Genomic DNA, 25,993 nt, shown 5'->3' with positions numbered 1-25,993 from the left:
GGAAAGATAATGAAAAAAGCAGGAATAGTACTGACAGCAGCAGCGTGCGCCTTAAGCCTTATGGCATGTGCAGGAGGAGGGACAGAAACAACGGCGGCCCTGACAGAAGCGCCCGGCACAGAGAAAACAGCAGGCACAACAACAGGCACAACAACAGGCACAACCACAGACGCAGCCACAGACACAATAACCGCCCAAACAGAGGCTGAAGCCAAACCGTCCGCCGGTCTCAGCGGCAAGGTAGTGGTATATATGCCCAGCCCGGCCGGTCTTGCGGATAAGCTGGCGGCCGGTTTTGAGGAAAAGACAGGGGTGAAGGTAGAAAGCTTTCAGGGAACCACTGGGGAGATACTGGCGCGTCTGGAAGCGGAGCAGGCCAACCCGGTGGCGGATGTGGTCATACTGGCGAGTTGGGCAGACGGCTTATCCATGAAAAAAGACGGGCAGCTTATGGCTTATGAGGCAGTGGGAACAGACCGGATGAATCCGGATTGGGTAGATGAGGAACACATGCTTTACGGCACCAGCGCTTCAGCGGTAGGTGTGATTTACAATACCATGGTATTCCCTTCCCTGGACGCGGACTGGAAGGATCTGGCAGATGCTGCTTATAAGGACCAGCTGGCCATACCGGATCCGGAAAAGTCCGGTGCATGCAAGGATTTCCTGTCCGGTTTCATAACAGCCCAGGGTGAGGGCGGGTGGAATATATGGCAGGCCCTGGCGGACAACGGAATGACCGTTCCGGGAGCCAACAAGGCTGCGCTGGAAGCTGTGACCACGGGAGAAAAGGGGATCCTGGTGGCTGGTGTTGACTATAATGCCTATTCCTCCAAGGAAAAGGGGGAACCCCTGGATATCTACTACCCTGCCAGCGGGACAGTGGTAAATCCCCGGCCGGCCATGATCTTAAAGACCAGCCCCAATGTGGACAATGCCAGGGCATTTATGGATTATCTGATCAGCGATGAGGCCCAGCAGCTGGTGGCCGATGCATACCTGCTTCCCGGGCGCAGTGATGTGAAATGCGAGAACAGGACCAATCTGGAGGAGATTCCCCGGATCCGGACGGATTGGGATAAGATGATGGAGATTTCAGCAGATACAGCAGCCAGACTCAATGAGATCTGCCGGTGACAGTCAGGAGAAAACCATATGAAACAGTCGGACAATTGGAAGCACAGAGGTCCTCTTTGTATGCTGGGCCTGCTTCTGGCAATATTGATCGTCTGCCCATTGGTCATGATATTTGCCAGAGCGGTCATCCCTGATGGCCGCTTTGATCTATCCGGGGCATGGGCAGCGGTCTCGGACAGGGATAATCTGAACACTATTTTTAACTCATTGGTGCTGGGAGCATGTGTGACAGCCCTTTCCACGGCAATTGCGGCGCCGCTGGCATACCTGTTTGCCAGAACCTCGCTGTCCAGGGCCAGATGGCTGGATATTGTATTCATGATACCCTTTATGACACCTCCCTACATAGCCTCCATGGGATGGATCCTTTTTATGCAGAAGAAAGGTCTGTTCCAACAGCTGTTCCCGGGAAGCGGCAGCATTTCGGAGGGGTTCTTTTCATTCGGCGGACTGGTGCTGACCATGAGCCTGCACGTATTCCCGTTCATGCTCACCATTCTTAAGAATGCTATGCTCAATATCCCGGCCAGCCTGGAGGAAAGCGGGGCTGTGTTTGGAGCCGGTTTCCGACAGCGGCTGGAGAAGATATTCATGCCTCTCTTGTCCGGGAATTATGCCATTGCAGCCCTTTTGGTATTTGTTAAGACACTGTCTGAATATGGCACGCCCTCAACCCTTGGAAGAAGGATCGGCTTCTATGTATTTACCACAGACATTCACCGCCACGCCACCACAGCGCCTGTCGATTTTGGAAAGGCAGCCAGCTTATCCTCTGTCCTTGTGGGCATCTGCCTGGTACTCTGGTGGGTCCAGAATTATATTACAGTAAAAAAAAGCTACCGGCTGGTCAGCGGAAAGGGCAGCAGAAGCCATATGACAGAGCTGAAAGGCGGGAAGGGTTTCCTGGCCTGGTTTTATGTGATCTTTGTACTGGCCGTGGCTGTGGGGATCCCCTATTTTTCCGTTATATCCACCTCCCTGATCAAATTAAGGGGATATGGGCTGGCGGCCGGGAACTTTACCGTCCGGCACTATGTGGACCTGTTTATGAAAAATCCCAAAGGGTGCCAGGCGCTGATTAACAGTCTGGGACTGGCAGCCGGTTCAGCTACCATAGCAGCTGTCCTGGGCACCATGACCGTGACCGCCGTCCGCCGAAGCAGCAGGAAGGCAGGGAAAGCCCTGGAGGCCGTGAGCCTGCTTCCGGAAATGCTGCCCGGCATTGTTCTGGTCATTGGCATCATGCTGTTTTGGAATGCCGTCTACAAGGTGGTCCCCCTCTACAATACCATGGGGATCATGATACTGGCCTATGTGGCGCTGTTTCTTCCCTATACCATCCAGTATGTCACATCCTCATTTACCCAGATCAACGACAACCTGATATGGGCGGGCAGGACCTTTGGAGGGGCGCCGTCCTATGTGTTCCTGCATATAACCCTTCCTTTGATCATGAAGGGGGTTGCAACCGGATGGATGATGACATTTATCATTGCGTTCAGGGAACTGGTCACAGCCAGCCTGATCGCGCCGCCCAACACTCTGGTGGTTTCCACTTTCATTATGAGGGAATTTGAACAGGGGAGCGTCTCTGTTGGAATGGCCATGGCTGTGCTCTGTATGCTGTTTACCACAGCAGCTCTGGTGCTGCTTAACCTGGTTCTGGACAGACGCAGATAAGACGGACCAAAGTTTCCACGGGTTATGGCAGATATGCCGGAATTGTATACCATATTTGCATTCAACCCATTGATTTTACCGTCTAATGCGATTATAATTGTGTTCAAAATACACTTACTTCTACCTGAACGGAGGAATTGACTATGGAAAAGAAAGAGCTGGACTGGGGCAACATTGGATTTACGTACATGACAACGGACAAGCGCTACGTGGCAGAATATAAAGACGGGGCATGGGGAGAGGGAGCGCTCACCTCCGATCCCAATGTGGTGATCAATGAATGCGCCGGAATCCTGCAGTACTGCCAGGAATGTTTTGAAGGCCTGAAGGCATACACCACGGAGGACGGAAGTATTGTTACCTTCCGGCCCGACCTGAATGCGGAGCGCATGATGGATTCCGCGGCACGCCTGGAGATGCCTCCATTTCCAAAGGAGAGATTTTTAGAGGCAGTAGATGCGGTGGTCAAGGCCAATGCTGCATGGGTTCCTCCTTTTGGTAGCGGTGCGACCCTGTATTTACGGCCCTACATGTTTGCCTCAGGCCCGGTGATCGGTGTTAAACCCTCTGACGAGTACCAGTTCCGCTTGTTCGGAACCCCGGTTGGCCCCTATTTTAAGGGCGGCGCCAAACCATTGACCCTGTGTGTCAGCGATTTTGACCGTGCCGCTCCCCAGGGAACAGGCCATGTAAAGGCCGGGCTGAACTATGCCATGAGTCTGTATGCCTCTGTGACAGCCCATGCGGCAGGATATGATGAGAATGTATTCCTGGATCCCGCCACCAGAACCTGTGTGGAAGAGACAGGCGGAGCCAACTTCCTGTTTGTCACCAAGGACAATGAGGTGGTTACCCCCAAGTCTGATTCCATCCTCCCATCCATCACCAGGCGTTCCCTGGTCTATGTGGCAGAGCACTATCTGGGCCTTAAGGTGACTCAGAGACCGGTTAAACTGGCTGAGCTTGAGAACTTTGCCGAGTGCGGACTTTGCGGAACAGCCGCTGTCATTTCCCCTGTGGGCAAGATCGTGGACCATGGAAAGGAAATCTGCTTCCCAAGCGGAATGGACGAGATGGGACCTGTTACCAAGAAGCTCTATGAAACCCTTACCGGTATCCAGATGGGAACCATTGAAGCGCCTGAGGGCTGGATCAGAAAAATCGTATAAGACGTTTCCACGCATATTCATAGCCTCCCGGAATATATTGATAGTAATCGTATCATAGATTCCGGGAGGTTTTATTCATATGAAAGGTAAAATGAAAGGTAAGATGTACCTGGTGCTGCTGACGCTCATTGCCGCTACCCTGTGGCTGGCCGGCTGTTCCGCTTCAAAAGATAACGGTGATAAGGTCCGGGACCTGGATTTTACAGTGGCCGGCGACATGGATGTACCGGATGAACTGAAAAAGCTGATTGCGGAAAAGCAGCAGCAGCCCTTTAAGCTTACGTACAGCGATGAACAGAACCTGTACATAGCGGTGGGTTACGGCGTCCAGCCCACAGGCGGATACAGCATCAGCGTCAATGATCTGTATCTCACCGACAATTCCATTGTCATCAACACCGAGTTAAAAGGGCCGGAAAAAGGGGAGAATGCCGGGACCGAACAATCTTTTCCATTTATTGTGATCAAGACGGAGTATTTGGAAAATCCTGTCGTATTCCAATAAAAAGTTCTTTTTAATTTGAATATCATATGCTATACTATACGATACTTAATATTTTCAGCAAATGTCGTATTACCGTTGCAATGTTTTAACTCGTAAAAGAGAGGGTGGAGTATAACTATGATATTCAAAGATATCTGGCTTGATATTAAAGCCGTACAGGAACGTGACCCCGCTGCCCGCAATGCCCTGGAGGTGTTTCTTCTCTACCAGGGAGTCCACGCGCTGATATGGCACAGGTTTGCCCACTGGTTTTATAAGCACAGGATGTATTTTATCGCAAGGCTTATTTCCCAGATCGCGCGTTTTTTTACCTTAATCGAAATACACCCCGGCGCACAGCTGGGCCATGGCATCCTTATTGACCACGGATCAGGAGTGGTGATCGGAGAGACCACCGTGGTAGGGGATAACTGTACCATCTACCAGGGAGTTACCCTGGGGGGCGTGGGAACAAAAAAGGGAAAGCGCCACCCCACTCTGGGCAACAATGTCATGGTGGGAGCAGGCGCCAAGATCCTGGGCGCTTTTGAGGTGGGGGATAACTGTACCATTGCCGCCAACGCAGTGCTTTTAAAACCCCTGGAGGACAATGTGACCGCGGTGGGGATCCCTGCCCGTCCTGTGAAAAAGGATGGGGTCACCATACCCAAGAATAAAAGAAGCCTTACTTTGGAAGAATATGAGGATATGAAATACCGTCTGGAGCAGATGGAAAAAGAGATGGCCCTGCTGAAGGACGCACTGGTGGAAAAGAACAGCGCCGGCGGCAAAGTATAACGCCGCACAGCAAAGGGGCACTGGGAGGATACACGGAGAAAACATGGCAGATAAAAAGAATGAAGCACCACATGTAAATATAGAGCGGAGCATCATCAAGCAGTTCCGCAAGGAGATCTGGCGCCCCTTTGTAAAGGGGCTGCAGGATTATAAGATGATACAGGACGGGGACAAAGTGGCTGTCTGCATTTCCGGGGGAAAGGACTCCATGCTACTGGCCAAATGCCTCCAGCAGTTAAAACGCCAGAGTGATACGGAGTTTGACCTGGAGTTTATTGTCATGGATCCGGGTTATCATCCTGATAACAGAAGGATGATCCAGGACAATGCAGCCCTTATGAACATTCCCATCCGCATATTTGACGCTGATATTTTTGATATTGTGGTGGATGTGGATCAGTCCCCCTGTTATCTCTGCGCCCGGATGCGCCGGGGATACCTGTACTCCCATGCCAGGGAGCTGGGATGCAACAAGATTGCCCTGGGCCACCATTTTGATGATGTGATTGAGACCATCCTTATGGGGATCCTCTACGGAGGGCAGATCAATACCATGATGCCCAAGCTCCACAGTACCAATTTTGAGGGCATGGAGCTGATCCGGCCCCTGTACTATGTGAAGGAGGAGGATATACTGGCGTGGAGATCCTGCAACGGCCTGCATTTCCTCCAGTGCGCCTGCCGGTTTACAGAGCAGATTGCCAGGGAGCAGGCCGCCGGGGGAATGGATGGGGCGGCCGCTGATATCGTACACACGTCCAAGCGGCAGGAGATGAAGGAACTGATACGCTCCCTGCGAAAGAACAGCCCCTTTGTGGATTCCAATATCATGAAGAGTGTGGAGAATATCAATCTGGACGCCTGTCTGGGATATGTTGCAAAGGGAGTCCGCCATCATTTTATGGATGAATATGATGAATCATAAGATATAAGCATAAACCACCTGCTGTCCGCATAGATTTTCTAAAAGACTATGAGAGATGGCAGGTGTTTTTTATGGAATTAATAAAGAAGCAGATACATATGAACCAATGGAAGGGAAATGTAACAACACAGATTACACTGGATGATGACTTCATTGTGCCAGACACCATGGACGATATGGAACAGGTGATGCTGGACACCGGGGAGATACAGATCGAGACAGTAAAAAATCAGGGAGACAAGGTTGCGGTAAAGGGAAAATTGGAATTCCAGGTCCTTTACCGTAGGGAGACAGGCGGACTTCAGACCCTGGGCGGCAATATCCCCTTTGAGGAGGTAGTAAATGTGCCGGGCCTGGAGGAAAAGGACTATGTGGGCCTTAACTGGATGCTGGAGGACCTGAATACAGATATGATCAATTCCAGGAAACTGGGGGTCCAGGCCATCATCACCCTGCAGGTTCGGGTGGAAACTTTGAGGGACGTGGAAGCGGCAGTGGATGTAAACCTGGAGACAGGCAGCCGTGGAGCCGGTCCCGGTCTGTCCGATACAGACGCATCGGGCCAGGTCCAGGTGGAGACCCTGAAACGCACGGCTGACGCAGCCGCTATTGCGGTCCGCCGCAAGGATACATACAGGATCAAGGAAGAACTGAGCCTGACGGGAGGAAAACCCAATATAGGACAGCTGCTGTGGCGGGAAATGAAGCTGCGTGACGTGACTGCCAAACCTTTGGACGGGCGGCTTCACCTGGACGGTGAGCTGAGTGTGTTTGTGATCTACAGCGCCGAGGATGAAAACATGCCCATGCAGTGGCTGGAAGAGACCATGCCGTTTTCCGGCGATATGGATATGAGCGATGTGAAGGAGGAGCAGATCCCCATGGTCACGGTCCGTCTGGCCCACAAAGACATAGAAGCCAAGCCGGATTATGACGGGGAAATGCGCGAAATGGACGTGGATGCAGTACTGGAACTGGATATCAAGCTCTACGAGGAGGAGGAGGTAGAACTTCTAAGCGACATGTACTCCAATAACCGGGAGATCGAACTCACCCGGGCCGAAGCGTGTTTTGACCAGATCCTCACCAGAAACATGTGCAAATCCAAGGTGGCGGAAAAACTGAAACTGCCTCAGGCAGAGCGCATCCTCCAGATTTGCCACAACGAAGGAACCATCAAGCTGGATGATGTGGAAGTGGGGGAGGACTGCCTTCAGATAGACGGCGTCCTGGAGATCACCCTCCTTTATCTTACCAGTGACGATACATCCCCGGTCCAATCCTCCGTGGAACAGGTTCCCTTCCGCTGCACGGCGGAGGCCAGAGGCATCCGCGAGGACAGTGTGTACCAGCTGGATGCAGGCCTGGAACAGCTCAGCGCAGTGATGATGGGCGGGGATATGGTAGAAGTAAAAGCAGTCATTGCCCTGGATTTCCTGGTACTTCAGCCCGTACGGGAGCCTGTGATCACCGGGGCCACCGTAACACCCATGGATCTTCAGAAACTCCAGGAGCTGCCGGGTATTGTAGGCTATATCGTACAGCCCGATGACACGCTGTGGGACATTGCCAAAAAGTTCCACACAACTGTGGGGACCATTATTTCCACCAACGAACTGGCAGACGACCAGGTGAAAAGGGGGCAGAGGCTGCTTCTCGTAAAAGAGATCGCCCAAAGTTAGACTGGCTGTTGGCAGAAAACAGGCGGCTCACAAAGGAAAAAAATCAGGAACTTAGACTCAGGGACCTGCCTCTGAGGCTAAGTTCCTGTCCTTTTCCCGGAAGGGTTCCATTTTTTAAAAACCTTGTTTCAAGATTTGAAAATATGGTATACTAACAGCAGATAAATGGAAAAGAGGTACGCTATGGATTTGGAATTTAAGCCGGTTGTGGCCGAAGATATTGACAGGCTCAGGCCGTTTTACGGACTCAGGCCCAATAAGACGTGTGACAGTGTGTTTTTGGACTGCTTTCTCTGGAAGGACTACTATCATGTAAAATGCGCCGTAAGTGAGGACAGGGCAGTTCTGTGGCTCATGGAACGGGACGGGCAGACTTCTACCGCCATGCCCATGTGCAGGGAGGAGGACCTGCCTTATTTCTTTCACCAGCTGGAGGAGTATTTTGCCACAGTGATCCACAAGCCCTTTTATATTGCCCTGGCTGACGAGGAAGCGGTGCAGTACCTGGGACTGGACCCCAGGGAATATGAGGTGGAGGAGCAGGTGGACCTGAAGGACTACCTGTATGACGGGGAGGCCATGAGGACCTTGTCCGGTAAGAAACTCCATAAGAAAAAGAATCATTTAAACGCCTTCAAACGGGAGTATGAGGGCAGGTATGAATACAGGAGACTCTGCTGCTCGGACAGGCACCAGGTCTGGGAATTTATGGAGCGGTGGAGGCGGCAGAAGGCAGATGGGGATGTTCTGGAGGATTCCCTGGAGTACGAGGTAGCCGGTATCCATGAGATCCTTAAGAACTGCTCCAGCCTATGCGTGCGTATGGCTGCTGTTTATGTGGACGGGCAGATGGAGGCATTTACCATTGGAAGCATGAACGAGAGGGAGAATATGGCTGTGATTCATATTGAGAAAGCCAACCCGGATATCAAAGGGCTTTACCAGTTCATCAACCAGCAGTTCCTTGTTAATGAGTTCCCGGATGCAGCGCTGGTGAACCGTGAGGATGATGTGGGGATGGAGGGCCTTAGGAAGGCAAAGATGAGCTATAATCCGGTTGGATTTGCAAGAAAGTATATGGTGAGGAAACGATGATCCGCTATTTAGGACAGGAAGAATATGGAAAATGTCTCCCCCTCTGGCAGGAGGCATTTCCCGAGGATTCCCAGGCATTCCTGGGGTATTATTTTAATAAAAAACTGCCTGGCAGCAGGGTGCTGGTAAAGGAGGATGGGAGTGGCTCCATCCTCACCATGGCCCATCTGAATCCCTATACGGTAATGGTCAGGGGGCGGCGGTACAGGCTGTCTTATATCGTGGGGGTTGCCACCGCTGCCTCCAGCCGTCATCAGGGGCATATGAGGGATGTTCTGGTGAAAATGCTTCAGGATATGCATGACAGCAGAGAGCCGTTCTGCTACCTCATGCCCGCATCCCCGGATATCTACAGGCCGTTTGGGTTTACCTATGTGTTTGACCAGCCGTTATGGGAGCTGGGAGATGACGGTCCGGCCGGGGAGAAGGTGGAACTGCGCCTGGATGGTCCCGAGGCGGAGTGGTTGTCTCAATGGATGAACCGCTGGCTGGACGCACGGTTCCAGGTCTATGGGCTGAGGGACAAGGCGTACCTGGACATGCTTCAGGCAGAGCTTGACAGCGAGGACGGACATGTGTGGGGATGGCTGGATTCTCAGAGGGAATTGGCGGCTCTTCAGGCGTTCTGGGGGATCCGCAAACAGGAACAGAGATTTCTCTACAGCGACAGGGAAGAATGGCTCCGTCCCGCAGAATCAGGCCGGAAAAAGGATCCCGGGATCATGGCGCGCATTACGGATGTGACGGCCATGGCAGAGCCCATATCTTTAAATGAGGAATGCCCCTGCCCGCGGATGGAAGTCTTGGTAAGGATCCACGACCGCCTCATAAAAGAAAATGACGGTTTATGGCGCTGGAAGCTTGATATGGATAGTTCATCCCTGGACCGGACATCTCCGGTCCACGAACAGGAATCTGGCAGGCCGGGCGGCAGCGGGAACTGCCTCATGTCCACAGAGGTGCTGGATATCACCGTAGACCAGCTGGCTTCCTGGCTGTTTGGATACATGCCGCTGGACGGGATCTTGGAGGAGGATGGGACAGAGCCGCCCTTCTGGTGCAGATATATCAGGCCGTTGGAAGGTATTTTCCTGGATGAGATAGTGTAAAGGAGATTCCGTGGCTCAGGTCTTATATCATGCTTAAATTATATTGTCACTGAAATCCCATAATGATTAAAGGAGGGGCATGGATCATATGAATGAAAAATGGCAGCAGTTAAAGGACTGGATCCAATCCAGCGGGAACATTGTGTTTTTCGGCGGTGCGGGGGTATCCACGGAGAGCGGTATCCCGGATTTCCGGAGTGTGGACGGTTTGTATAACCAACAGTATAAGTATCCGCCGGAGACGATCATCAGCCACAGCTTTTATGTCCGCAATCCTGAGGAATTTTACCGGTTTTACAAAGACAGGATGCTTTTTACCCATGCAAAGCCCAATGCAGCCCATCAGGCCCTGGCGAGACTGGAGGAACAGGGAAAACTCAGGGCTGTCATTACACAGAACATTGACGGGCTGCATCAGATGGCGGGAAGTAAAGAGGTCTTGGAGCTTCACGGCTCCGTACATAGGAATTATTGTACCAGATGCGGCGAATTTTACGGGCTGGATCATGTGATAAACAGTGAGGGAGTCCCCCGATGCAGCTGCGGGGGCACTGTAAAGCCGGATGTGGTGCTGTATGAGGAGGGGCTGGACAACCGGATCTTACAAAAGTCCGTGGACTATATACGTAATGCGGACATGCTTATTATCGGCGGTACTTCTTTGGTGGTATATCCGGCAGCAGGCCTTATTGATTATTACCGGGGCAATCGTCTGGTGCTTATTAATAAAGGCGCCACTTCACGGGATTCCCAGGCTGACCTGGTTATCAGCGACAGCATCGGGGAAGTTCTGGGCGCAGTGGTTTTGGAGTGAATAAATGTATAATACGAAAAGGGGCAGATCATATGTACAAAGCAGCGGGAAACAGATACGAAGTTATGGAATATAAGCGCAGCGGCCGAAGCGGTGTCCTGCTGCCAAGGATCTCACTGGGGCTTTGGCAGAATTTTGGCCTGGAGAAATCCCTGGAAGAGCAGAAGGACATTTTATTCCGGGCATTTGATATGGGGATCACCCACTTTGACCTGGCTAATAATTACGGCCACCCTGCCAGGGGAATGGCGGAAGAAAATTTTGGAGCCATCCTTAAATCGGATCTTGGAAGATACAGAGATGAACTGTTCATTTCCACCAAAGCGGGATATGACTTCTGGCCGGGGCCCTATGGAAACTGGGGTTCCAGGAAATACCTGATGGCAAGCCTGGATTCCAGCTTAAAGCGCATGGGACTGGATTATGTAGATGTATTTTACCATCACCGCCCGGATCCGGAGACGCCGCTGGAGGAGACTATGGGTGCGCTGTCCGATGCGGTGAGGCAGGGGAAAGCCCTGTATGTGGCCATATCCAATTATCAGGCCCCGGAAGCAGAAAAGGCAATTGCCATGCTCCGCGCCAACGGCACGCCATGTCTGCTGCACCAGCCGCGTTACAATATGCTGGAGCGGTGGGTGGAGGACGGCCTGCTGGAGCTTCTTGACAGGGAAGGCGTGGGGTGCATCTGCTTCAGCCCATTGGCCCAGGGAGCGCTGACAGACAAGTATCTTTCCGGCGTGCCGGAGGGATCACGGGCATCCAGGGAGGGGAACACCATAGGCGGACGGTATCTGTCTGAGGAGAGCCTTGTTAAGATCAGGGAACTTAACCAGATCGCCGCCTCAAGGGGACAGACCCTGGCCCAGATGGCACTTGCATGGGTCCTGCGGCGCAATGAGGTGACAAGTGTGCTCATAGGGGCAAGCAGCACCGCACAGCTGGAAGACAATGTGGCGGCTCTGGACCATCTGGCATTTGAACCGGATGAACTTGAGAAGATCGAGTCCGTCCTGAGCAGATAGAGGGGCTGTATTTACATATAGAAGTGGAGTAATAAGATGATGGAAAAGCTGAATTACGAAGTGGGTGATGTGGTAAAGCTGAAAAAACCGCATCCATGCGGCAGCAATGAATGGGAAATCCTTAGAGTGGGAGCCGACTTCCGGCTGAAATGCATGGGATGCGGACACCAGATCATGGTGGCCCGCAGGCTGGTGGAGAAGAATACCAGGGGATTGACCAAAAAAGGGGCGAATCCACAGGAACTGCAGTGATGAAAGTTATAAAAATATTAAAAAACATCTTGCAATTGTCCCGGGAATTTGATAAAATAATACTCCGTGACATATCATATCCTTGCTCCTGTTACTGAAAGCAGGGGCCAGAGACCACAAGGAGGTAAAGCAAGATGAACAAGTATGAATTAACCGTTGTTCTGAATGTGAAGCTTGAAGACGATCAGCGTGCAGCAGCACTGGAAAAGGTGAAAGGTTACATCACACGTTTCGGTGGCACCGTGACCAATGTAGATGAATGGGGAAAGAAGAGACTTGCATATGAGATCCAGAAGATGCATGAAGCTTTCTACTACTTCATCCAGTTTGAGTCCGATTCTGTATGCCCGAATGAAGTAGAAGCACACATTCGTATTATGGAACCAGTTATCAGATACTTATGCGTTAAAGTAGAAGCATAAGACATACCCAGCCCGTGTAAGCGGGAAAGAAAAAGGAAGAGTGACCGTATGAACAGAGTTATCCTAATGGGAAGATTAACAAGAGATCCGGAAATCAGGTATTCACAGGGAGAGCGCTCCATGGCGATTGCCAGGTACACCCTTGCAGTGGACAGGAGAGGACGCAGAGGCCAGGAAGGCGGAGACCAGACCGCAGATTTTATCAACTGTGTGGCATTTGACCGCGCAGGAGAATTTGCAGAAAAGTATTTCCGTCAGGGTATGCGTGTCCTTGTTTCCGGCAGACTTCAAACAGGTAGCTATGTAAATAAGGAAGGTCAGAAAGTATACACCACCGAGGTCATCCTTGATGACCAGGAATTCGCAGACAGTAAGGGCGCAGCTTCTGAAATGGGCGGCTATACGCAGTCAGCTCCTTCTCAGAGACCGGCTCCTACCAGTGCGATTGGTGATGGGTTTATGAACATTCCGGATGGAGTAGAGGACGAAGGACTTCCATTTAACTAGAATGTTCTATGGTTGAATAATAAAGGAGGACAACACCAATGGCATTTAATAAAACAGATAGACCAGATGGCGCTAAGATGAGAAGACCAGGCGGAATGCGCAGAAGAAAAAAAGTATGTGTATTCTGTGGCGATAAGAACGGCACAATTGATTACAAGGATGTTAACAAGTTAAAGAGATACGTATCCGAGAGAGGCAAGATCCTTCCCCGCCGTATCACCGGCAACTGTGCTAAGCATCAGAGAGCTCTGACTGTAGCGATCAAGCGCGCACGTCACATCGCTCTTATGCCTTATACCTGTGATTAATAATTGGTAACAGATCAGGACGGCGGGAAAATGGGTGCCAAAGCGGGCGTTAAGCTTGCTTATAAGTCCGTTTTTCCACCCATTTTCACATGGGATTTCCTGAACAGTTACAATAATTGTATATTAAAAGTCCCGAGGCCGGTGGGCCCTGGGGCTTTTTTTGTGGTTGGATTATTTATCAAAGTCTAACCGGAAGTGCCAAAAGGGGTGCCTAAATCATTCCGGCACCCTTACATTTGAATTACTGGTATGCTTTGATCATCTATTCACAGAACCGCATCCCGATTACAATCCTTTGAATAAATATAAGCAAACTCCTCATCCCTTCCCACCCCGTACGCGGCCTGAAGGCAATAGGCACCCATAAAGATATAATCCCCTTTTTTTACAGGGATCCAGTCATTATCCAGGTTGTACATTCCCTGGCCGGAGTAGATGTAGGCCCCGTGTTCCTGGACATGGGTCTCCACATAACCGTGGCAGGCACCCGGGCGGAAGGAAAGGATATGGAAGTTCATGTCAAAGCCGGGATCGTCTGAAGCCGGCAGGAAATCCTTCATACGTACATCTGCCATCCCCTCATATTCTACCCAGTCCACATCGTGGATATTGGCAATGACCGTGTGTGCTGAGCAGCCCCCCAGCTGCTGATATTTCCTTTTGTACAGGAAAGCCCGCGCCCTGCCTTCAGGGTTCTCAAAATAAAGCAGTTTCCCGGCGGGACAGAATATGTATCCTCCCTTTGTTATGACTGCCTCCTCGTCTTCATTCCAGACCTTAAGCGTACCCTCAAACAGATAGAGAAATGTTTCCACGCCCTCACCGCCAAATCCCGTCCTGTTGTTTCCCTGGGGGTCTATTGTCATAAGATAGTCCACGAAGGAAGCCCCCAGTTTGGGGGAGGACAGGATGGTGATCTCACATCCCTGAAAACCGGGGATGGTGTTCTTTACCAGCCCGTCCGGCTCCAGCAGCGCATACATATCTTTTTTGACAATGGACCGGTTTGACAAAAGATCCCCTCTGTACCCTGTAACTTGATTTACATAACTCATATGATGTTCCTCCCGTGCATATCTTTCTCATTATTTCCGGTGCCAGCAGGCGCCTTGCTTATATGCTATTATACAGGATTCTTCAGATTTGTAAATGAATGCACCTGTAACATGCTTCCGGGATCGCTAAAAGGAAGACAGTTTCCTCTGGAGAAAATGGAATTTGTGCATATTATATAAAAAATAATGCGAAATATGTATGAAATGTAGAATTTATGTAAAACTCTTGCTGGTTAATAATATCAGTGATATATTAAAGCTAATATTAATGGAAGAATACAGATAAAAAATGAAAAGGAGATTGTATGATGACAAAGAAAGAACGGGTGATAGCAGCGATTCAGCAAAAGGAGGTGGATGGGATCCCTTCCGGTTTTTCCCTTCACTTTCCGGAGGACAAGAAAAGAGGAGAGGCTGCTGTAAAAGCACATCTGGATTTTTTCCGTGAGACAGATGGGGATATCTGTAAAATAATGAATGAAAACCTGATTCCCGCCTTTGGCACCATCCATACCCCGGATGACTATGACAGGCTGATCCCAAAGATGACTATGAATGATGAGTTCATGGAACACCAGATGGAGGTGACACGGGAGATCCTGGCCGGCTGCGGAAAGGATGTATTTACCATGGGAACCCTTCATGGTATCTGCGCGTCCGGCATCCACCCCATTGAGCAGGCCGGGGTGAATTATTTTGCGGCTAGGCAGATGCAGGTGGATTTTTTGCGCTGGGATGAGAAAAAGATGTTATCCGCCATGGAGCGGATCACGGACGTGCTCTGTGATCTGGCTAAAAGCTACATAGAAGCAGGGCTGGATTCCGTTTACTTTGCTTCTCTGGGCGGTGAAACATGCTTTTTTACAGATGAGGAATTTGAAAAATGGATCAAGCCCTTTGATCTCAGGATCATGAAAGCCATTAAAGATGCGGGCGGTTATTGTTTCCTCCATATCTGCAAGGATGGACTTAATATGGAAAGATACCGCTGCTATGCGCCATATGCGGATGTTGTGAACTGGGGCGTGTTTGAGGTTCCCTATGATATGGAAGAGGGAAGGGAACTGTTCGGGGGTAAGACCTTGATGGGCGGACTTCCCAACCGCCACGGAGTGCTGGTGGACGGCACTCATGAGCAGGTGGAGGAAGAGGTGAAGAGAGTGATCGCTGACTTTGGCAGAAAGGGCCTGATCCTGGGAGCAGACTGTACCCTTGCCACAGAGCAGGATCTGGAGAAGGTAAAACAGGCTGTGAAAACGGCCCGAAGCTGTTGAGCATTAACGTTTTCTGTATATATCCTTAGTGGACAGGGTGTGTCCTTGTCTGCAGAGGACAGGGTTCTCTAACAAAAAAAGAGGCTGGGCACCGGGTGATATACACCGGGGTGTCCGGTCTCCTTATTGTATACTTATTGAATACGATTGAATACTTATTATATACTTATCAGTCGCTGATCCTATGGGTTTATCTTCCTTTGGTTGCCTTAAAACTGCGGTTATACCACATCTACGCATACAGTTCCACCAAATATTTGAGGATCTCAACCACTTTTTCCATGGATTGGACAGACACAAATTCATGGCGTCCATGGCCGTTCTGGCCCCCGGTGCAAAGGTTGGGGCAGGGCAGGCCCATGTAGGACAGGCGGGAGCCATCGGTTCCGCCGCGGATAGGATCCACAATGGGGGTGACCTGGGCCTTTTCCATGGCCTCAAATACATGGCTGATCAGTTCCTTATGGTCCTTCACCTTTTCATACATGTTCAGATAGCTTTCCTGGATCTGGATTTCCACAGTGCCCTGGCCGTATTTATTATTCAGATACCTGCAGGCTTCTTCCATCAGTTCCTGACGCCTTAGAAATTTACCATGATCGTGGTCCCTTATGAGGAATTTCATCTTGGCCGTTTCCGTGCACCCCTCCAGACGGTCCAGGTGGTAGAAACCCTCGCGTCCCTCCGTGCACCCGGGCGTCTCATAGGCGGGGAGCAGACTCTGGTATTCCATGGCTATGAGGATGGCGTTTTTCAGCACGCCTTTAGCATACCCGGTATGGGCCGTGACGCCATGCACGGTGACAAAGGCGCTTGCAGCATTGAAATTTTCATAGGAAAATTCCCCCAGAAGCCCTCCGTCCACAGTGTATCCATAGGCAGCGTCCAGCTTCTTTATATCCACATGGTCCGCTCCCCGGCCGATCTCCTCATCCGGGGTAAACAGGATGCTGAGTCCGGGATGGGGATGCTGGGGATGTTCTGCCAGAAACTGCACCAGTGTCATGATCTCCGCCACACCGGCCTTGTCATCCGCGCCCAGAAGGGTGGTGCCGTCCGTGACGATCAGGTCCTGGCCCACAAAGCGCTCAAGCACAGGATATTCACTGACTCTGGTGACAATATTCTTCTCCTGATTCAGTACAATATCACCTCCGTCATAATCGGACACAATACGGGGCTTAATGTTGGCTCCCGACATATCCATGGCCGTATCCATATGCGCGATCAGGGCCAGACCAGGCTTGGCGCAGCCGCTGGAGGGCGGTATGTGCCCGTAGACGCAGCCGTACCGGTCCACTTCCGCATCCTCCACTCCCAATTCCTTCAGTTCATCCGCCAGATAACCGGCCAGCTTCAGCTGTTTGGGAGTGGAAGGCACCTTGCCGCTGTCAATATCGGACTGGGTGTCGAACCCCACATAGGTGAGAAATCTGTCTTTTACATTTCTGCCTCTTACATTCATGTAGACCTCCTTAAAGCGTTGGAGTCTCTGATCGGGCTCCGGTGCTCATATTACAAAATATTATACAGGTTATGATGCCGGAATACCAGAGGTATTATGCAGATACTCCCCGGAATCACAAAAGGCCGCCATATGAAAATGACAGCCTGAGAGCCATGTGGCAGGTTCCCTGTAAAGTATTTGAACTGATACGAATTATTTATGGAAATGCAGGTGGCAGCATCCGTCTCCGGCAGCAATGGTCTTTGTGATATCCAGTGTCAGCCCCATCTGGTCGGCAATACCGCGGTCCCCGTCCATGGCCATATCGCACAGCAGTTCCAGTTCCTTGCCCTTATAGCCTAGTTTTTCCCAGGCCTGAACAAGGGGACACTGGCGGAATTCTGCCACCAGGCTGTCATGGGAGGACTCGAGCACATCGATCTCCATGTTTTTTGCGCCCTGTCCGCTAAAGAATGCCCTGCCAAAATCAGCGGCGCTGTCCGGGTCCTCACAAAGGGGCTTATACATGTTGTCGCCATGGATATGGCCGCACTTGCGGATGGCTTCGCGGCACATCTTCTCAGCGTCAGCGCCCTGCTCCTTAGCCTGTTCATAGAGAAGTGCCATCCATGTGGCTCTGTGCTCCACGGCACCGCGGCAGGCCATGGTTGCGGGATCGGTAAATTTAGGTTCGTTGTGTTTAACAGACATCTTAAAATCCTCCTTCAATAAAATCAGTTTTTGATATTCCGATTTTATCCAGGCACGCAGAAATAACTGTTATTTATTTAAACATGCAAATGTAATCTAGTCAATACTTTCAAAGACTTAAATATATTTTTGTCGATTATGCCAATAAAAAAGAAAAAAAGTGTGCATATTAAACAAAAATAATTAAAAAACAGTTCGTAAGGTTGACATTTACGTTATATCTGATATTATCAGTGATATAACAATGATATTCTTAGTGTTCAGGCACGCAGCTACCCATTAAGAAGTATCACGGAAATACGGAGGTCGATAAACAACATGTTTAAGTACATTGTAAAACGTCTGTTGGTAGCGATTCCCACCTTTTTCGGAATAACTGTTCTTGTATATCTGATTTCGGCAATGGCTCCCGGAAGTCCCCTGGAGATGCTCATGGCAGATCCCATGGCAACCAAGGAGAGTATGGAAGCGCTGAAAACACAGATGGGGTTAAATGACCCGGCGATCATACAGTATTTCCGGTGGCTTGGAGCCATGCTCCAGGGAAATCTGGGGATCTCATACCGGAACAGCCTTCCTGTACTGGGACAGGTACTGGAAAAATTGGGACCCACACTGATACTTACACTGTCATCTACTGCGCTATCAGTTCTGATCGCAGTGCCCCTTGGCATCATGTCAGCGTATAAGCCCTATTCCGCATGGGATTACGCCTCATCCGGATTTGCATTTGTAGGGGCATCCACCCCTACCTTTTTTACAGGTCTAGTGATGATCTATCTGTTTGCAGTCAAGCTTCGGGTACTGCCCATGGGAGGAATGTACGATGCCGGGGTACATACGGTCGGCTCGGCAGTCAACCATCTGATCCTGCCCTGTCTGGTTCTGACCATATTTAATATAGGCAGCATACTGAGGCAGACCCGGGGCAGCATGATGGAAGTGTTCAGCGAAGACTATATCAGGACAGCCAGGGCCAAAGGCCTTGTAGAACCAAGGGTTGTCATTGTCCATGGCCTCAGGAACGCTCTGATCCCTGTGGTAACTGTTCTCAGCACCATGATTCCGTTTATGTTCGGAGGCGCTGTGGTGGCGGAGCAGGTATTCAGCTGGCCGGGGCTGGGAAGCCTTATGGTCCAGTCCATTAATGCAAGAGATTACCCCATGATAATGGGGATCACCGTAGTAATTGCAGCAGCCGTTCTGGTGGGCAATGTCCTTACGGATATTGCTTACAGTCTGCTTGACCCAAAGATAAGGGAGAGCCGTTAGCCGCCTCACTGGTTCGTGGACAACCTCACCAGGTGGGCCGCATGTATTGTACATAAACGGCCGGAGAACAGCTGTAACAAAGGAGGTAAGAGGATGTCAGAGACAATCGTCATAAAAAAGGACTCATATTATCGGGACGTGCTGAAAAAGTTCACGGCCCACAAGCTGGCCATGATCGGCGTTGCAATTATTGCATTGGAAGTATTCCTGGTGGTATTTCTTCCCATCATCCTGAAGCTGGATCCATACACATCGGATATACTGGCCTTCAGCGCAAAGCCCGGTCCCGGCCATTTACTGGGAACAGATGACACGGGAAGGGATGTGTTCGCAAGGCTGGTGTACGGCGGCCGCGTATCCCTTCTGGTGGGTCTGCTTTCCGCCATCATAAGCCTTTGCATCGGCGTCCCCCTGGGGCTGATCGCCGGTTATTACAAGGGGATATGGGAAACCATTGTCATGAGGGCCGCGGACATTTTCATGTCATTCCCATCCATGATACTGGTGCTGGTATTGGTTGCCGTGATCGGACCCTCTGTCTGGACCGTTACGCTGGTGATCGGCGTGCTGGGATGGACGGACTTTGCCAAGCTGATCTACGGCAATGTATTGTCGGTCAGGGAAAAGGAGTACGTGGAATCTGCAAAGGCCGTGGGGACCAAGGACCTGCCCCTTTTGATGAAATATGTGGTGCCCAATGCGTTTGCCCCCATATTGATCAACTTTACGTTCCGTACCGCCCAGGCCATTATCCAGGAATCCGCACTCAGCTTCCTGGGCATGGGCGTTCAGCCGCCCCAGGCTTCCTGGGGAAATATCCTGTACGCGGCGCAGTCCATCACCGTGCTTTCATCCAGGCCGTGGCTCTGGGTGCCGCCGGGCATTTTGCTGGTGCTTACGGTTACCAGCATCAATTTTGTAGGGGACGGCATCAGGGACGCCCTGGATTCAAAGACAAAGATTAAAAAGAAATAAAACAAACACATACAAGTTTAAAGGAGGAACATTATGAGACGTAATTTTGTAAGAGTAATTGCAGCTTCCATGGCATGTACCATGCTGCTTTCAGCGTGCGGCGGGTCTTCCCGGGGAACATCCGGCACGGCGGCCAATGCAGGGGGAACGGCCCAGACAGAAGCGCCAAAGGCTGGGGGAAGCAGCACCGGCGAGAAGATCGTTACCATTGCACAGTCCGGGGACTGGGATACGTTCATGGTGATGAATACCACCAATGCAGGCGCCGACAATGTAAATGAGCTTATGTTTGACCGTTTGATGACCATTAACACGGACGGCACGTTTGAACCCAGGCTGGCTGATTCCTGGGAGACCAATGAGGCCCGGGACAAGATTACATATCACCTGAACGAGAACGCGAAATGGCATGACGGGGAACCTGTAACCGCAGAGGACGTGGTCTACTCCGCACAGGTTGCATCTTCCTCTGAATATAACTACCTGCGCCGCATCCGTATGCAGTACTTTGCGGGTACCGATGACACCGGATGTGAGACAGGGACTGACAGTGTGGAAGTAAAGGCCGTGGATGACCATACGGTAGAATTTACCTTAAAGACACCCATGGATCCCTCCATTGTCTATGCTCTTGTAAACCGTGACTTTTTTATCATTCCAAAGCACCTGCTGTCCGGGATCTCCGATGGGGACCTGGTAAATGATGCGTTCTGGCAGAAGCCCATTGGCTCCGGCCCATGTATCTTTGACAGCACCGAGTCCGGCGTGTCCATAGAGTTTAAGGCAAATAAGGACTACTACCTGGGCGCACCTGATTTTGACAGGCTGGTGTTCAAAAAAGTACAGTCCTCCAATATCCTTTCCGGCCTGATGAGCGGCGAGATCGATGCCCTTTCCGGAAATACGCAGATCCCTCTGGCTGACTGGGATGCTGCCAACAACACCCCGGGTGTTGCCGCAAAGTCCGTACCCACCTTTGCGTACCAGTACATGGCCATGAATACTTCCAGGGATTACCTGACAGAGGACATCCGCCATGCAATCAGCCTTGCCATCAACCGCCAGGTGATCGTGGACCAGCTCCTTCAGGGCCAGGGACGCGTTGCCATCGGCCCCCTTCCTGAAGACCACAAGTACTATGACACAAGCCTGAAGGTTGAATACGATCCTGAGAAGGCAAAGGAAATGATCGAGGCAGCGGGCTGGGATGCAAACCGCGAACTGGAAGTACTGGTTTCCACTGGCAATGAAGTGAGGGAAAAATCAGCGATCCTGATCCAGCAGGATCTTCAGAAGATCGGCATCAAGACAAGGATCCAGACACTTGATTTCCCCACCCTGCTGTCCAATGCGCGCAATGGCGAGTATGATCTGTGCTTTATCGGCTCCGCCGGTTCCGTTGATCCATCCGAATCCGTACCTAACGTGACGGCAGGCTACATGAATAACTTTACACAGCTGTCCGACCCGACTTTGGGCCTTTTGGGCGAGGCCGGAGCCAAGGAGATCACATTTGAGGCACGTAAAGAGGCTTATGACAAATATCAGCAGGAACTGTTTAAGCAGATGCCAATGGCATTCCTGTATTTTACCAATGACCTCTTTGGATACAGCGAGAAGCTGGAGAATGTGCGGGTAGGCGCCATTGATTACAATGTGAACAAGAATGTATGGGCCTGGAAGGTGAATAAGTAATCGGGATCAGCATGTTCCATACGAAAAGCGAGGTACTTAAATGTCTGAAAATTTGATTGAAGTAAAAAAACTCGTAACCCAGTTTTCCGGAAAGAACGGAACGGTTACTGCTGTGGACGGCGTATCCTTTCATATAAAAAAGGGCGAGACCCTGGGAATCGTGGGAGAGTCAGGCTGCGGCAAATCAGTGACGAGCATGTCAATTTTGAGGCTGATTCCTCCCCAGTCCGGTAAGATCGCATCTGGAGAGATCCTGTTTAAGGGAAAAGACCTGACCAGGCTTAACCAGAAGGAAATACGCCAGATCCGTGGTAACGAGATCGCCATGATATTTCAGGACTCCATGACAGGGCTGAATCCGGTTATGACCATCGGAAAACAGCTTGTAGAAACAATAACCGCGCATAGTAAGATGGATAAAAAACAGGCATGGAAACGCGCCGAGGAGATGCTCATGAAAGTGGGCATCCCCTCCCCGGCCCAGCGCCTTAAGGAGTATCCCCACCAGCTTTCCGGCGGCATGAGGCAGCGTGTGATGATAGCCATGGCCCTTTCCTGCAATGCATCCCTGTTCATAGCGGATGAACCCACCACTGCCCTGGATGTTACCATTCAGGCCCAGATCCTGGAGCTTATGAGGGAATTAAAAGAAAAGGAAAACAAGTCGATCATGCTCATCACCCATGACATGGGTGTGGTTGCGGAGATGGCGGACGAGGTAATGGTCATGTATGCGGGCAAGGAGATGGAGTACGGGGATGTGAAGAGTATTTTTAAGCATCCGCTCCATCCGTATACCCAGGGGCTGCTTAAGTCCATCCCCCGTCTGGACCAGAACAGCGCGGAGCGCCTCTTTAATATCCCGGGGTCGGTCCCGGATCTGAGCGAAATGCCAAAGGGATGCCGGTTCTGTACCCGGTGTACGCAGGCACAGAACAAATGCCATGAACAGGAACCGGGGCTCTATGATATAGGGGGACAGAAAGTTCGCTGCTGGAAATATGCGCCGGAGGGAGGCTGGGAACATGAGGTCGAATAAAAACATATTGGTTGAACTAAAGAATGTAAAAAAAGAGTTTATCACAGCCAAAACCATGACCGGAAAACCGTTAAAGATCGTCCATGCCGTGGACCGGATCAACCTTTCCATCTATGAGGGGGAGACCATTGGGGTGGTGGGTGAATCGGGATGCGGAAAGTCCACGCTGGGGCGGTCCATCCTGCGGCTGATCGATCCTACCTCAGGCCAGGTCCTCTATAAGGGTGATGATATCACAAAGTACAACAAAGAGCAGATGCGCCAGATGCGCAAGAAAATGCAGCTGATCTTCCAGGATCCGTATGCCTCCTTAAATCCCCGTATGACTGTGCTGGAGCTGATCAAGGCTCCCCTGGACGCCTTTGGAATGGGTAGCAATGAGGAGCGCATACAGAAGGTAAAGGAGATCATGGAACTGGTGGGTATGCCGGAGAACATGATGAACCGTTATCCCCATGAGTTCTCAGGAGGACAGAGACAGCGCATTGTCATCGCAAGGGCCCTTGTGCTGGACCCTGAATTCGTGGTCTGTGACGAGCCGGTGTCCGCTCTGGATGTGTCGGTCCGCGCCCAGGTGCTGAACCTGATCCAGGACCTTCAGAAAACAAAAAAACTCACCTATCTGTTCATTTCCCATGACCTGAGTGTGGTTAAGTACGTGTCTGACCGTATTGCTGTAATGTATCTTGGGAGGATTGTGGAGATTGCAGAAAAGGATGAGCTTTATAACAACCCGCAGCACCCTTACACCAAGGCCCTGCTGTCAGCGATCCCCATCCCTGATGTGGACAATAAGATGAAGAGGGAGATCCTTACGGGGGATGTGCCCAGTCCGCTGAATCCTCCCCGGGGCTGTTATTTCCACACCAGGTGTAAATACGCTGCCGGACGGTGCTCTCAGGAATGTCCGAAGCTTCATGATGTGGGCGGCGGTCATATGGTATCATGTCATCTGTGCGAATAAGGAAGGAAAATCAAGATGTTTAAACCTGACAGCAGTTTTATGCAGGAGATCGATCAGTGGATCGAAAAAAACAGCCAGGCATTTGTAAAGGACCTGGACAGATTAGTGGCCATTCCCAGCATATCGGTTCAGGGGGATGAGAAATATCCCTTTGGAAAAAATTGCGGGGATGTGCTGGATGAGGCGGTTTCCCTGGCCGCAGGGTATGGATTCCATGTGGAGAATCATGAGTATTACTGCGGCAGCCTCCTGGTAAAGGGGACGGCAAAGGAACCGAAGCGGATCGGCATGTATGCCCATCTGGATGTGGTTCCACTGGGGGAAGGGTGGCATAATCCGCCTCTTAAGTGCACGCTGAAAGACGGATTCTTGATCGGCCGGGGCGTGGGGGACAACAAGGGGCCGGGTATCTGCGCCCTGTACGCCCTGCGGTATTTAAAGGAGCATGGCATTGCCCTGAAAAATGACGTGCTTCTTTATTTTGGCTTGTCAGAGGAAACGGGAATGCAGGACATTGAGTATTTTTGCCGTACCCAGCAGGTCCCGGATTTCAATCTGGTGGTGGACACTAATTTCCCTGTATGTTATGGGGAAAAGGGTCTGATGAGGGCTGATATTGAGCGGGAAATGGACGGAAACCTGGTATCCTTCCATGGCGGCAGCGTGGTCAACGTGATTCCGGTAAAGGCCGAAGCCGTGCTTTCAGGGGTGGACCTTAAAGAAGCCGTGGAAAGACTGAAGGGAATAGACGGGATCAGCGTGGAGCAGGACGGGGCGGATATAAAGGTTTCAGCCCGGGGCATATCCCGCCATGCGGCATTTCCGGAGGGGTCCGTGAATGCGGTCCATGTTCTGGCAGGCGCTCTGGCAAAGAGCGGACTGGTCAGGGGCAGTGCCGAAGATGCAATGCGGGCAGTGGAATCCATGACATCTGATTATTATGGGGTGGCATGCGGCATTCCCTTTGAGGACAGTGAATCCGGAAAGCTTACCTGTGTGGGCAGTGTTGCCCATGGGGAGAAGGGAAGGATCAATGTGTCCTTTGACACCAGGTATCCGGTGACCGTGGATGGCCGGGAGGTGGCGGAAGGTTTTAGAAAACAGGCGGAATCCCTGGGATTTGGGGTTACCATCGGCGAGCTGTCGGCACCGGCCTATGTACCTCTTGATAATCCCTACATTCCTGTGTTAAGTGAGATCTGCGATCATGTCCAGGGCAGGCATTATGAGCCTTACACCATGGGGGGAGGAACCTACTCCAGGCATCTTCCCTGTGCCATCGGATTCGGGCCGGGTGTGCCGGATGCGCCCAATCCCTTTGAGAACGGCCACGGACAGGGGCACCAGCCCGATGAATGTGTTCCCTTACAAATGTTGCTAAAAGGTTTGAAAACATATATAATATCCCTTATGGAGCTGGATCGTATGCTATAAGGAAATGCTTTAAGGCATGTTGGAAAAAAGTGGGAGGGAATGTATATGGGAAGCGGGAAGCCATCGTCTTTGAAGACTGAAATATATGATTCTATTCTGAAAGACATAATAGAGGGCAACTACAAGCAGAATGAGATCATCAATGAAAAACAGTTGATTGAAAAGTATGGGGTGAGCAAATCCCCGATCAGGGACGCCCTGATCGAGCTGTGTAATGAAGGAGTGCTGATCAGCCATCCCAGGTATGGATATGAAGTGGTCAGGATCAATGAAAAGGAGATACGGGATATAGTAAATTTCCGGATCATGGTTGAGACAGGATGTCTCAGGGATGCCGCCTCCATCATGACCAGGGGTGATATTATGGAGCTGCGTGAGTTCACCCTGACTGAGTGTTCTGACAAGGATAAGGACCTGACCATCCTGAAGCACTGGGACAACAACAGCAAATTCCATCTCCGCCTGCTTTCCTACAGCGGGAATGAGTACTGCTACAGTATGCTGCAAAAAAGCATTGGAATCATGACAAGGGCCTATGCCCAGAGGCACTGGGAGAAATGGGGAACCATCTCCATCCGCATGGGCTGTGAGAACCACCTGAAGGTGATCGATTATCTGATGGACAAGGATCTGGAACGGGCGGTGGATGAACTGCGCCGGGATATTGTGTCATTTCTCGATATTTTATATCCAAACTATGGAAGTCATATGTATATGTAA

26 protein-coding genes are annotated in these 25,993 nt (G+C 51.0%); 23 read left to right on the top strand and 3 right to left on the bottom strand.

Going from position 1 to position 25,993, the window contains the following annotated elements:
• Positions 1 to 9 precede the first annotated feature (9 nt).
• The 15 genes from HMPREF9469_RS10345 to rpsR all read left to right on the top strand — a co-directional run bounded on the left by HMPREF9469_RS10345 (position 10) and on the right by rpsR (position 13,407).
• Positions 10 to 1,137 (top strand): ABC transporter substrate-binding protein, encoded by a 1,128-nt coding sequence (locus HMPREF9469_RS10345; protein WP_007861703.1) that lies wholly within the window; start codon positions 10 to 12, stop codon positions 1,135 to 1,137.
• An 18-nt stretch (positions 1,138 to 1,155) separates the two neighbouring features.
• On the top strand, positions 1,156 to 2,817 hold the full coding sequence (locus HMPREF9469_RS10340; RefSeq protein ID WP_007861701.1) for an ABC transporter permease: 1,662 nt from the start codon (positions 1,156 to 1,158) through the stop codon (positions 2,815 to 2,817).
• A 143-nt stretch (positions 2,818 to 2,960) separates the two neighbouring features.
• Entirely contained in the window at positions 2,961 to 3,986 is a 1,026-nt protein-coding gene (locus tag HMPREF9469_RS10335; protein ID WP_007861696.1) for a branched-chain amino acid aminotransferase, read from the top strand.
• A 79-nt stretch (positions 3,987 to 4,065) separates the two neighbouring features.
• On the top strand, positions 4,066 to 4,491 hold the full coding sequence (locus tag HMPREF9469_RS10330) for a protease complex subunit PrcB family protein (protein WP_007861695.1): 426 nt from the start codon (positions 4,066 to 4,068) through the stop codon (positions 4,489 to 4,491).
• 117 nt (positions 4,492 to 4,608) lie between these two features.
• Positions 4,609 to 5,268, top strand: a complete 660-nt coding sequence (cysE, locus tag HMPREF9469_RS10325; protein WP_007861694.1) for a serine O-acetyltransferase — start codon at positions 4,609 to 4,611, stop codon at positions 5,266 to 5,268.
• 43 nt (positions 5,269 to 5,311) lie between these two features.
• A complete protein-coding gene (locus HMPREF9469_RS10320) occupies positions 5,312 to 6,193 on the top strand; it encodes a tRNA 2-thiocytidine(32) synthetase TtcA (RefSeq protein ID WP_007861693.1) in 882 nt (293 codons plus the stop codon).
• A 71-nt stretch (positions 6,194 to 6,264) separates the two neighbouring features.
• Positions 6,265 to 7,875 (top strand): DUF3794 and LysM peptidoglycan-binding domain-containing protein, encoded by a 1,611-nt coding sequence (locus HMPREF9469_RS10315; RefSeq protein WP_007861692.1) that lies wholly within the window; start codon positions 6,265 to 6,267, stop codon positions 7,873 to 7,875.
• A 183-nt stretch (positions 7,876 to 8,058) separates the two neighbouring features.
• A complete protein-coding gene (locus HMPREF9469_RS10310; protein WP_007861686.1) occupies positions 8,059 to 8,970 on the top strand; it encodes a DUF2156 domain-containing protein in 912 nt (303 codons plus the stop codon).
• Positions 8,967 to 10,079 carry a GNAT family N-acetyltransferase gene (locus HMPREF9469_RS10305; protein ID WP_007861685.1) on the top strand — a complete coding sequence of 371 codons (1,113 nt, stop codon included), beginning with the start codon at positions 8,967 to 8,969 and terminating at the stop codon, positions 10,077 to 10,079. The genes HMPREF9469_RS10310 and HMPREF9469_RS10305 overlap by 4 nt, the downstream gene beginning before the upstream one ends.
• 88 nt (positions 10,080 to 10,167) lie before the next feature.
• Complete coding sequence (locus HMPREF9469_RS10300) at positions 10,168 to 10,893, top strand: NAD-dependent protein deacylase (RefSeq protein ID WP_007861684.1); 726 nt, start codon at positions 10,168 to 10,170, stop codon at positions 10,891 to 10,893.
• Between the two features lie 32 nt (positions 10,894 to 10,925).
• Positions 10,926 to 11,918 (top strand): aldo/keto reductase, encoded by a 993-nt coding sequence (locus HMPREF9469_RS10295; protein WP_007861683.1) that lies wholly within the window; start codon positions 10,926 to 10,928, stop codon positions 11,916 to 11,918.
• Positions 11,919 to 11,954: 36 nt separating this feature from the next.
• Positions 11,955 to 12,170 (top strand): DUF951 domain-containing protein, encoded by a 216-nt coding sequence (locus HMPREF9469_RS10290; protein ID WP_007861682.1) that lies wholly within the window; start codon positions 11,955 to 11,957, stop codon positions 12,168 to 12,170.
• A gap of 134 nt (positions 12,171 to 12,304) precedes the next feature.
• Entirely contained in the window at positions 12,305 to 12,592 is a 288-nt protein-coding gene (gene rpsF / locus HMPREF9469_RS10285) for a 30S ribosomal protein S6 (protein ID WP_007861681.1), read from the top strand.
• A gap of 48 nt (positions 12,593 to 12,640) precedes the next feature.
• Positions 12,641 to 13,099: a single-stranded DNA-binding protein gene (locus HMPREF9469_RS10280; RefSeq protein WP_040415992.1), complete on the top strand. Its 459-nt coding sequence runs from the start codon at positions 12,641 to 12,643 to the stop codon at positions 13,097 to 13,099.
• A 38-nt stretch (positions 13,100 to 13,137) separates the two neighbouring features.
• Positions 13,138 to 13,407, top strand: coding sequence for a 30S ribosomal protein S18 (gene rpsR, locus HMPREF9469_RS10275; RefSeq protein WP_002568382.1), 270 nt, complete (start codon positions 13,138 to 13,140; stop codon positions 13,405 to 13,407).
• 266 nt (positions 13,408 to 13,673) lie between these two features.
• Here the strand turns inward: rpsR and allE are convergent, their stop codons facing one another.
• Positions 13,674 to 14,462 (bottom strand): (S)-ureidoglycine aminohydrolase, encoded by a 789-nt coding sequence (gene allE, locus HMPREF9469_RS10270; protein ID WP_007861665.1) that lies wholly within the window; start codon positions 14,460 to 14,462, stop codon positions 13,674 to 13,676.
• A 308-nt stretch (positions 14,463 to 14,770) separates the two neighbouring features.
• Between allE and HMPREF9469_RS10265 the strand changes: the two genes are divergently transcribed.
• On the top strand, positions 14,771 to 15,736 hold the full coding sequence (locus HMPREF9469_RS10265) for a uroporphyrinogen decarboxylase family protein (protein ID WP_040415989.1): 966 nt from the start codon (positions 14,771 to 14,773) through the stop codon (positions 15,734 to 15,736).
• Positions 15,737 to 15,968: 232 nt separating this feature from the next.
• Here the strand turns inward: HMPREF9469_RS10265 and pepT are convergent, their stop codons facing one another.
• Positions 15,969 to 17,201: a peptidase T gene (pepT, locus tag HMPREF9469_RS10260; RefSeq protein WP_007861663.1), complete on the bottom strand. Its 1,233-nt coding sequence runs from the start codon at positions 17,199 to 17,201 to the stop codon at positions 15,969 to 15,971.
• Positions 17,202 to 17,396: 195 nt separating this feature from the next.
• Positions 17,397 to 17,894 carry an L-2-amino-thiazoline-4-carboxylic acid hydrolase gene (locus HMPREF9469_RS10255; RefSeq protein WP_007861662.1) on the bottom strand — a complete coding sequence of 166 codons (498 nt, stop codon included), beginning with the start codon at positions 17,892 to 17,894 and terminating at the stop codon, positions 17,397 to 17,399.
• 318 nt (positions 17,895 to 18,212) lie between these two features.
• Here HMPREF9469_RS10255 and HMPREF9469_RS10250 point away from each other — a divergent pair, with 318 nt between their 5' ends.
• From HMPREF9469_RS10250 to HMPREF9469_RS10220, 7 genes are all read left to right on the top strand, one after another.
• Complete coding sequence (locus HMPREF9469_RS10250; protein ID WP_007861661.1) at positions 18,213 to 19,166, top strand: ABC transporter permease; 954 nt, start codon at positions 18,213 to 18,215, stop codon at positions 19,164 to 19,166.
• Between the two features lie 93 nt (positions 19,167 to 19,259).
• Positions 19,260 to 20,141, top strand: a complete 882-nt coding sequence (locus HMPREF9469_RS10245) for an ABC transporter permease (protein WP_007861659.1) — start codon at positions 19,260 to 19,262, stop codon at positions 20,139 to 20,141.
• A 33-nt stretch (positions 20,142 to 20,174) separates the two neighbouring features.
• Positions 20,175 to 21,836: an ABC transporter substrate-binding protein gene (locus tag HMPREF9469_RS10240; protein WP_007861651.1), complete on the top strand. Its 1,662-nt coding sequence runs from the start codon at positions 20,175 to 20,177 to the stop codon at positions 21,834 to 21,836.
• Positions 21,837 to 21,876: 40 nt separating this feature from the next.
• Positions 21,877 to 22,875 carry an ABC transporter ATP-binding protein gene (locus tag HMPREF9469_RS10235; RefSeq protein WP_007861650.1) on the top strand — a complete coding sequence of 333 codons (999 nt, stop codon included), beginning with the start codon at positions 21,877 to 21,879 and terminating at the stop codon, positions 22,873 to 22,875.
• Positions 22,862 to 23,839 (top strand): ABC transporter ATP-binding protein, encoded by a 978-nt coding sequence (locus HMPREF9469_RS10230; protein WP_007861649.1) that lies wholly within the window; start codon positions 22,862 to 22,864, stop codon positions 23,837 to 23,839. Before HMPREF9469_RS10235 ends, HMPREF9469_RS10230 begins: the two co-directional genes overlap by 14 nt.
• A gap of 15 nt (positions 23,840 to 23,854) precedes the next feature.
• Complete coding sequence (locus tag HMPREF9469_RS10225; RefSeq protein WP_007861647.1) at positions 23,855 to 25,273, top strand: Sapep family Mn(2+)-dependent dipeptidase; 1,419 nt, start codon at positions 23,855 to 23,857, stop codon at positions 25,271 to 25,273.
• Between the two features lie 69 nt (positions 25,274 to 25,342).
• Positions 25,343 to 25,993 carry a GntR family transcriptional regulator gene (locus tag HMPREF9469_RS10220; RefSeq protein ID WP_227162028.1) on the top strand — a complete coding sequence of 217 codons (651 nt, stop codon included), beginning with the start codon at positions 25,343 to 25,345 and terminating at the stop codon, positions 25,991 to 25,993.

Origin of the sequence: [Clostridium] citroniae WAL-17108 (assembly GCF_000233455.1) — a bacterium.
Taxonomy (GTDB): Bacteria; Bacillota; Clostridia; order Lachnospirales; family Lachnospiraceae; genus Enterocloster; species Enterocloster citroniae.
This window is presented reverse-complemented; position numbering and strand designations above follow the sequence as displayed.

What these genes read in the sequence shown, in the direction of transcription:
- HMPREF9469_RS10340 (WP_007861701.1), top strand. Translation starts at nt 1,156, where the DNA reads ATGAAACAGTCGGACAATTGGAAGCACAGAGGTCCTCTTTGTATGCTG.
- pepT (WP_007861663.1), bottom strand. Translation starts at nt 17,201, where the DNA reads ATGAATGTAAGAGGCAGAAATGTAAAAGACAGATTTCTCACCTATGTG.
- allE (WP_007861665.1), bottom strand. Translation starts at nt 14,462, where the DNA reads ATGAGTTATGTAAATCAAGTTACAGGGTACAGAGGGGATCTTTTGTCA.
- HMPREF9469_RS10330 (WP_007861695.1), top strand. Translation starts at nt 4,066, where the DNA reads ATGAAAGGTAAAATGAAAGGTAAGATGTACCTGGTGCTGCTGACGCTC.
- HMPREF9469_RS10305 (WP_007861685.1), top strand. Translation starts at nt 8,967, where the DNA reads ATGATCCGCTATTTAGGACAGGAAGAATATGGAAAATGTCTCCCCCTC.
- HMPREF9469_RS10300 (WP_007861684.1), top strand. Translation starts at nt 10,168, where the DNA reads ATGAATGAAAAATGGCAGCAGTTAAAGGACTGGATCCAATCCAGCGGG.
- HMPREF9469_RS10240 (WP_007861651.1), top strand. Translation starts at nt 20,175, where the DNA reads ATGAGACGTAATTTTGTAAGAGTAATTGCAGCTTCCATGGCATGTACC.
- HMPREF9469_RS10335 (WP_007861696.1), top strand. Translation starts at nt 2,961, where the DNA reads ATGGAAAAGAAAGAGCTGGACTGGGGCAACATTGGATTTACGTACATG.
- HMPREF9469_RS10310 (WP_007861686.1), top strand. Translation starts at nt 8,059, where the DNA reads ATGGATTTGGAATTTAAGCCGGTTGTGGCCGAAGATATTGACAGGCTC.
- HMPREF9469_RS10250 (WP_007861661.1), top strand. Translation starts at nt 18,213, where the DNA reads ATGTTTAAGTACATTGTAAAACGTCTGTTGGTAGCGATTCCCACCTTT.
- HMPREF9469_RS10315 (WP_007861692.1), top strand. Translation starts at nt 6,265, where the DNA reads ATGGAATTAATAAAGAAGCAGATACATATGAACCAATGGAAGGGAAAT.
- cysE (WP_007861694.1), top strand. Translation starts at nt 4,609, where the DNA reads ATGATATTCAAAGATATCTGGCTTGATATTAAAGCCGTACAGGAACGT.
- rpsF (WP_007861681.1), top strand. Translation starts at nt 12,305, where the DNA reads ATGAACAAGTATGAATTAACCGTTGTTCTGAATGTGAAGCTTGAAGAC.
- HMPREF9469_RS10230 (WP_007861649.1), top strand. Translation starts at nt 22,862, where the DNA reads ATGAGGTCGAATAAAAACATATTGGTTGAACTAAAGAATGTAAAAAAA.
- HMPREF9469_RS10290 (WP_007861682.1), top strand. Translation starts at nt 11,955, where the DNA reads ATGATGGAAAAGCTGAATTACGAAGTGGGTGATGTGGTAAAGCTGAAA.
- rpsR (WP_002568382.1), top strand. Translation starts at nt 13,138, where the DNA reads ATGGCATTTAATAAAACAGATAGACCAGATGGCGCTAAGATGAGAAGA.
- HMPREF9469_RS10255 (WP_007861662.1), bottom strand. Translation starts at nt 17,894, where the DNA reads ATGTCTGTTAAACACAACGAACCTAAATTTACCGATCCCGCAACCATG.
- HMPREF9469_RS10265 (WP_040415989.1), top strand. Translation starts at nt 14,771, where the DNA reads ATGACAAAGAAAGAACGGGTGATAGCAGCGATTCAGCAAAAGGAGGTG.
- HMPREF9469_RS10235 (WP_007861650.1), top strand. Translation starts at nt 21,877, where the DNA reads ATGTCTGAAAATTTGATTGAAGTAAAAAAACTCGTAACCCAGTTTTCC.
- HMPREF9469_RS10345 (WP_007861703.1), top strand. Translation starts at nt 10, where the DNA reads ATGAAAAAAGCAGGAATAGTACTGACAGCAGCAGCGTGCGCCTTAAGC.
- HMPREF9469_RS10245 (WP_007861659.1), top strand. Translation starts at nt 19,260, where the DNA reads ATGTCAGAGACAATCGTCATAAAAAAGGACTCATATTATCGGGACGTG.
- HMPREF9469_RS10295 (WP_007861683.1), top strand. Translation starts at nt 10,926, where the DNA reads ATGTACAAAGCAGCGGGAAACAGATACGAAGTTATGGAATATAAGCGC.
- HMPREF9469_RS10280 (WP_040415992.1), top strand. Translation starts at nt 12,641, where the DNA reads ATGAACAGAGTTATCCTAATGGGAAGATTAACAAGAGATCCGGAAATC.
- HMPREF9469_RS10320 (WP_007861693.1), top strand. Translation starts at nt 5,312, where the DNA reads ATGGCAGATAAAAAGAATGAAGCACCACATGTAAATATAGAGCGGAGC.
- HMPREF9469_RS10225 (WP_007861647.1), top strand. Translation starts at nt 23,855, where the DNA reads ATGTTTAAACCTGACAGCAGTTTTATGCAGGAGATCGATCAGTGGATC.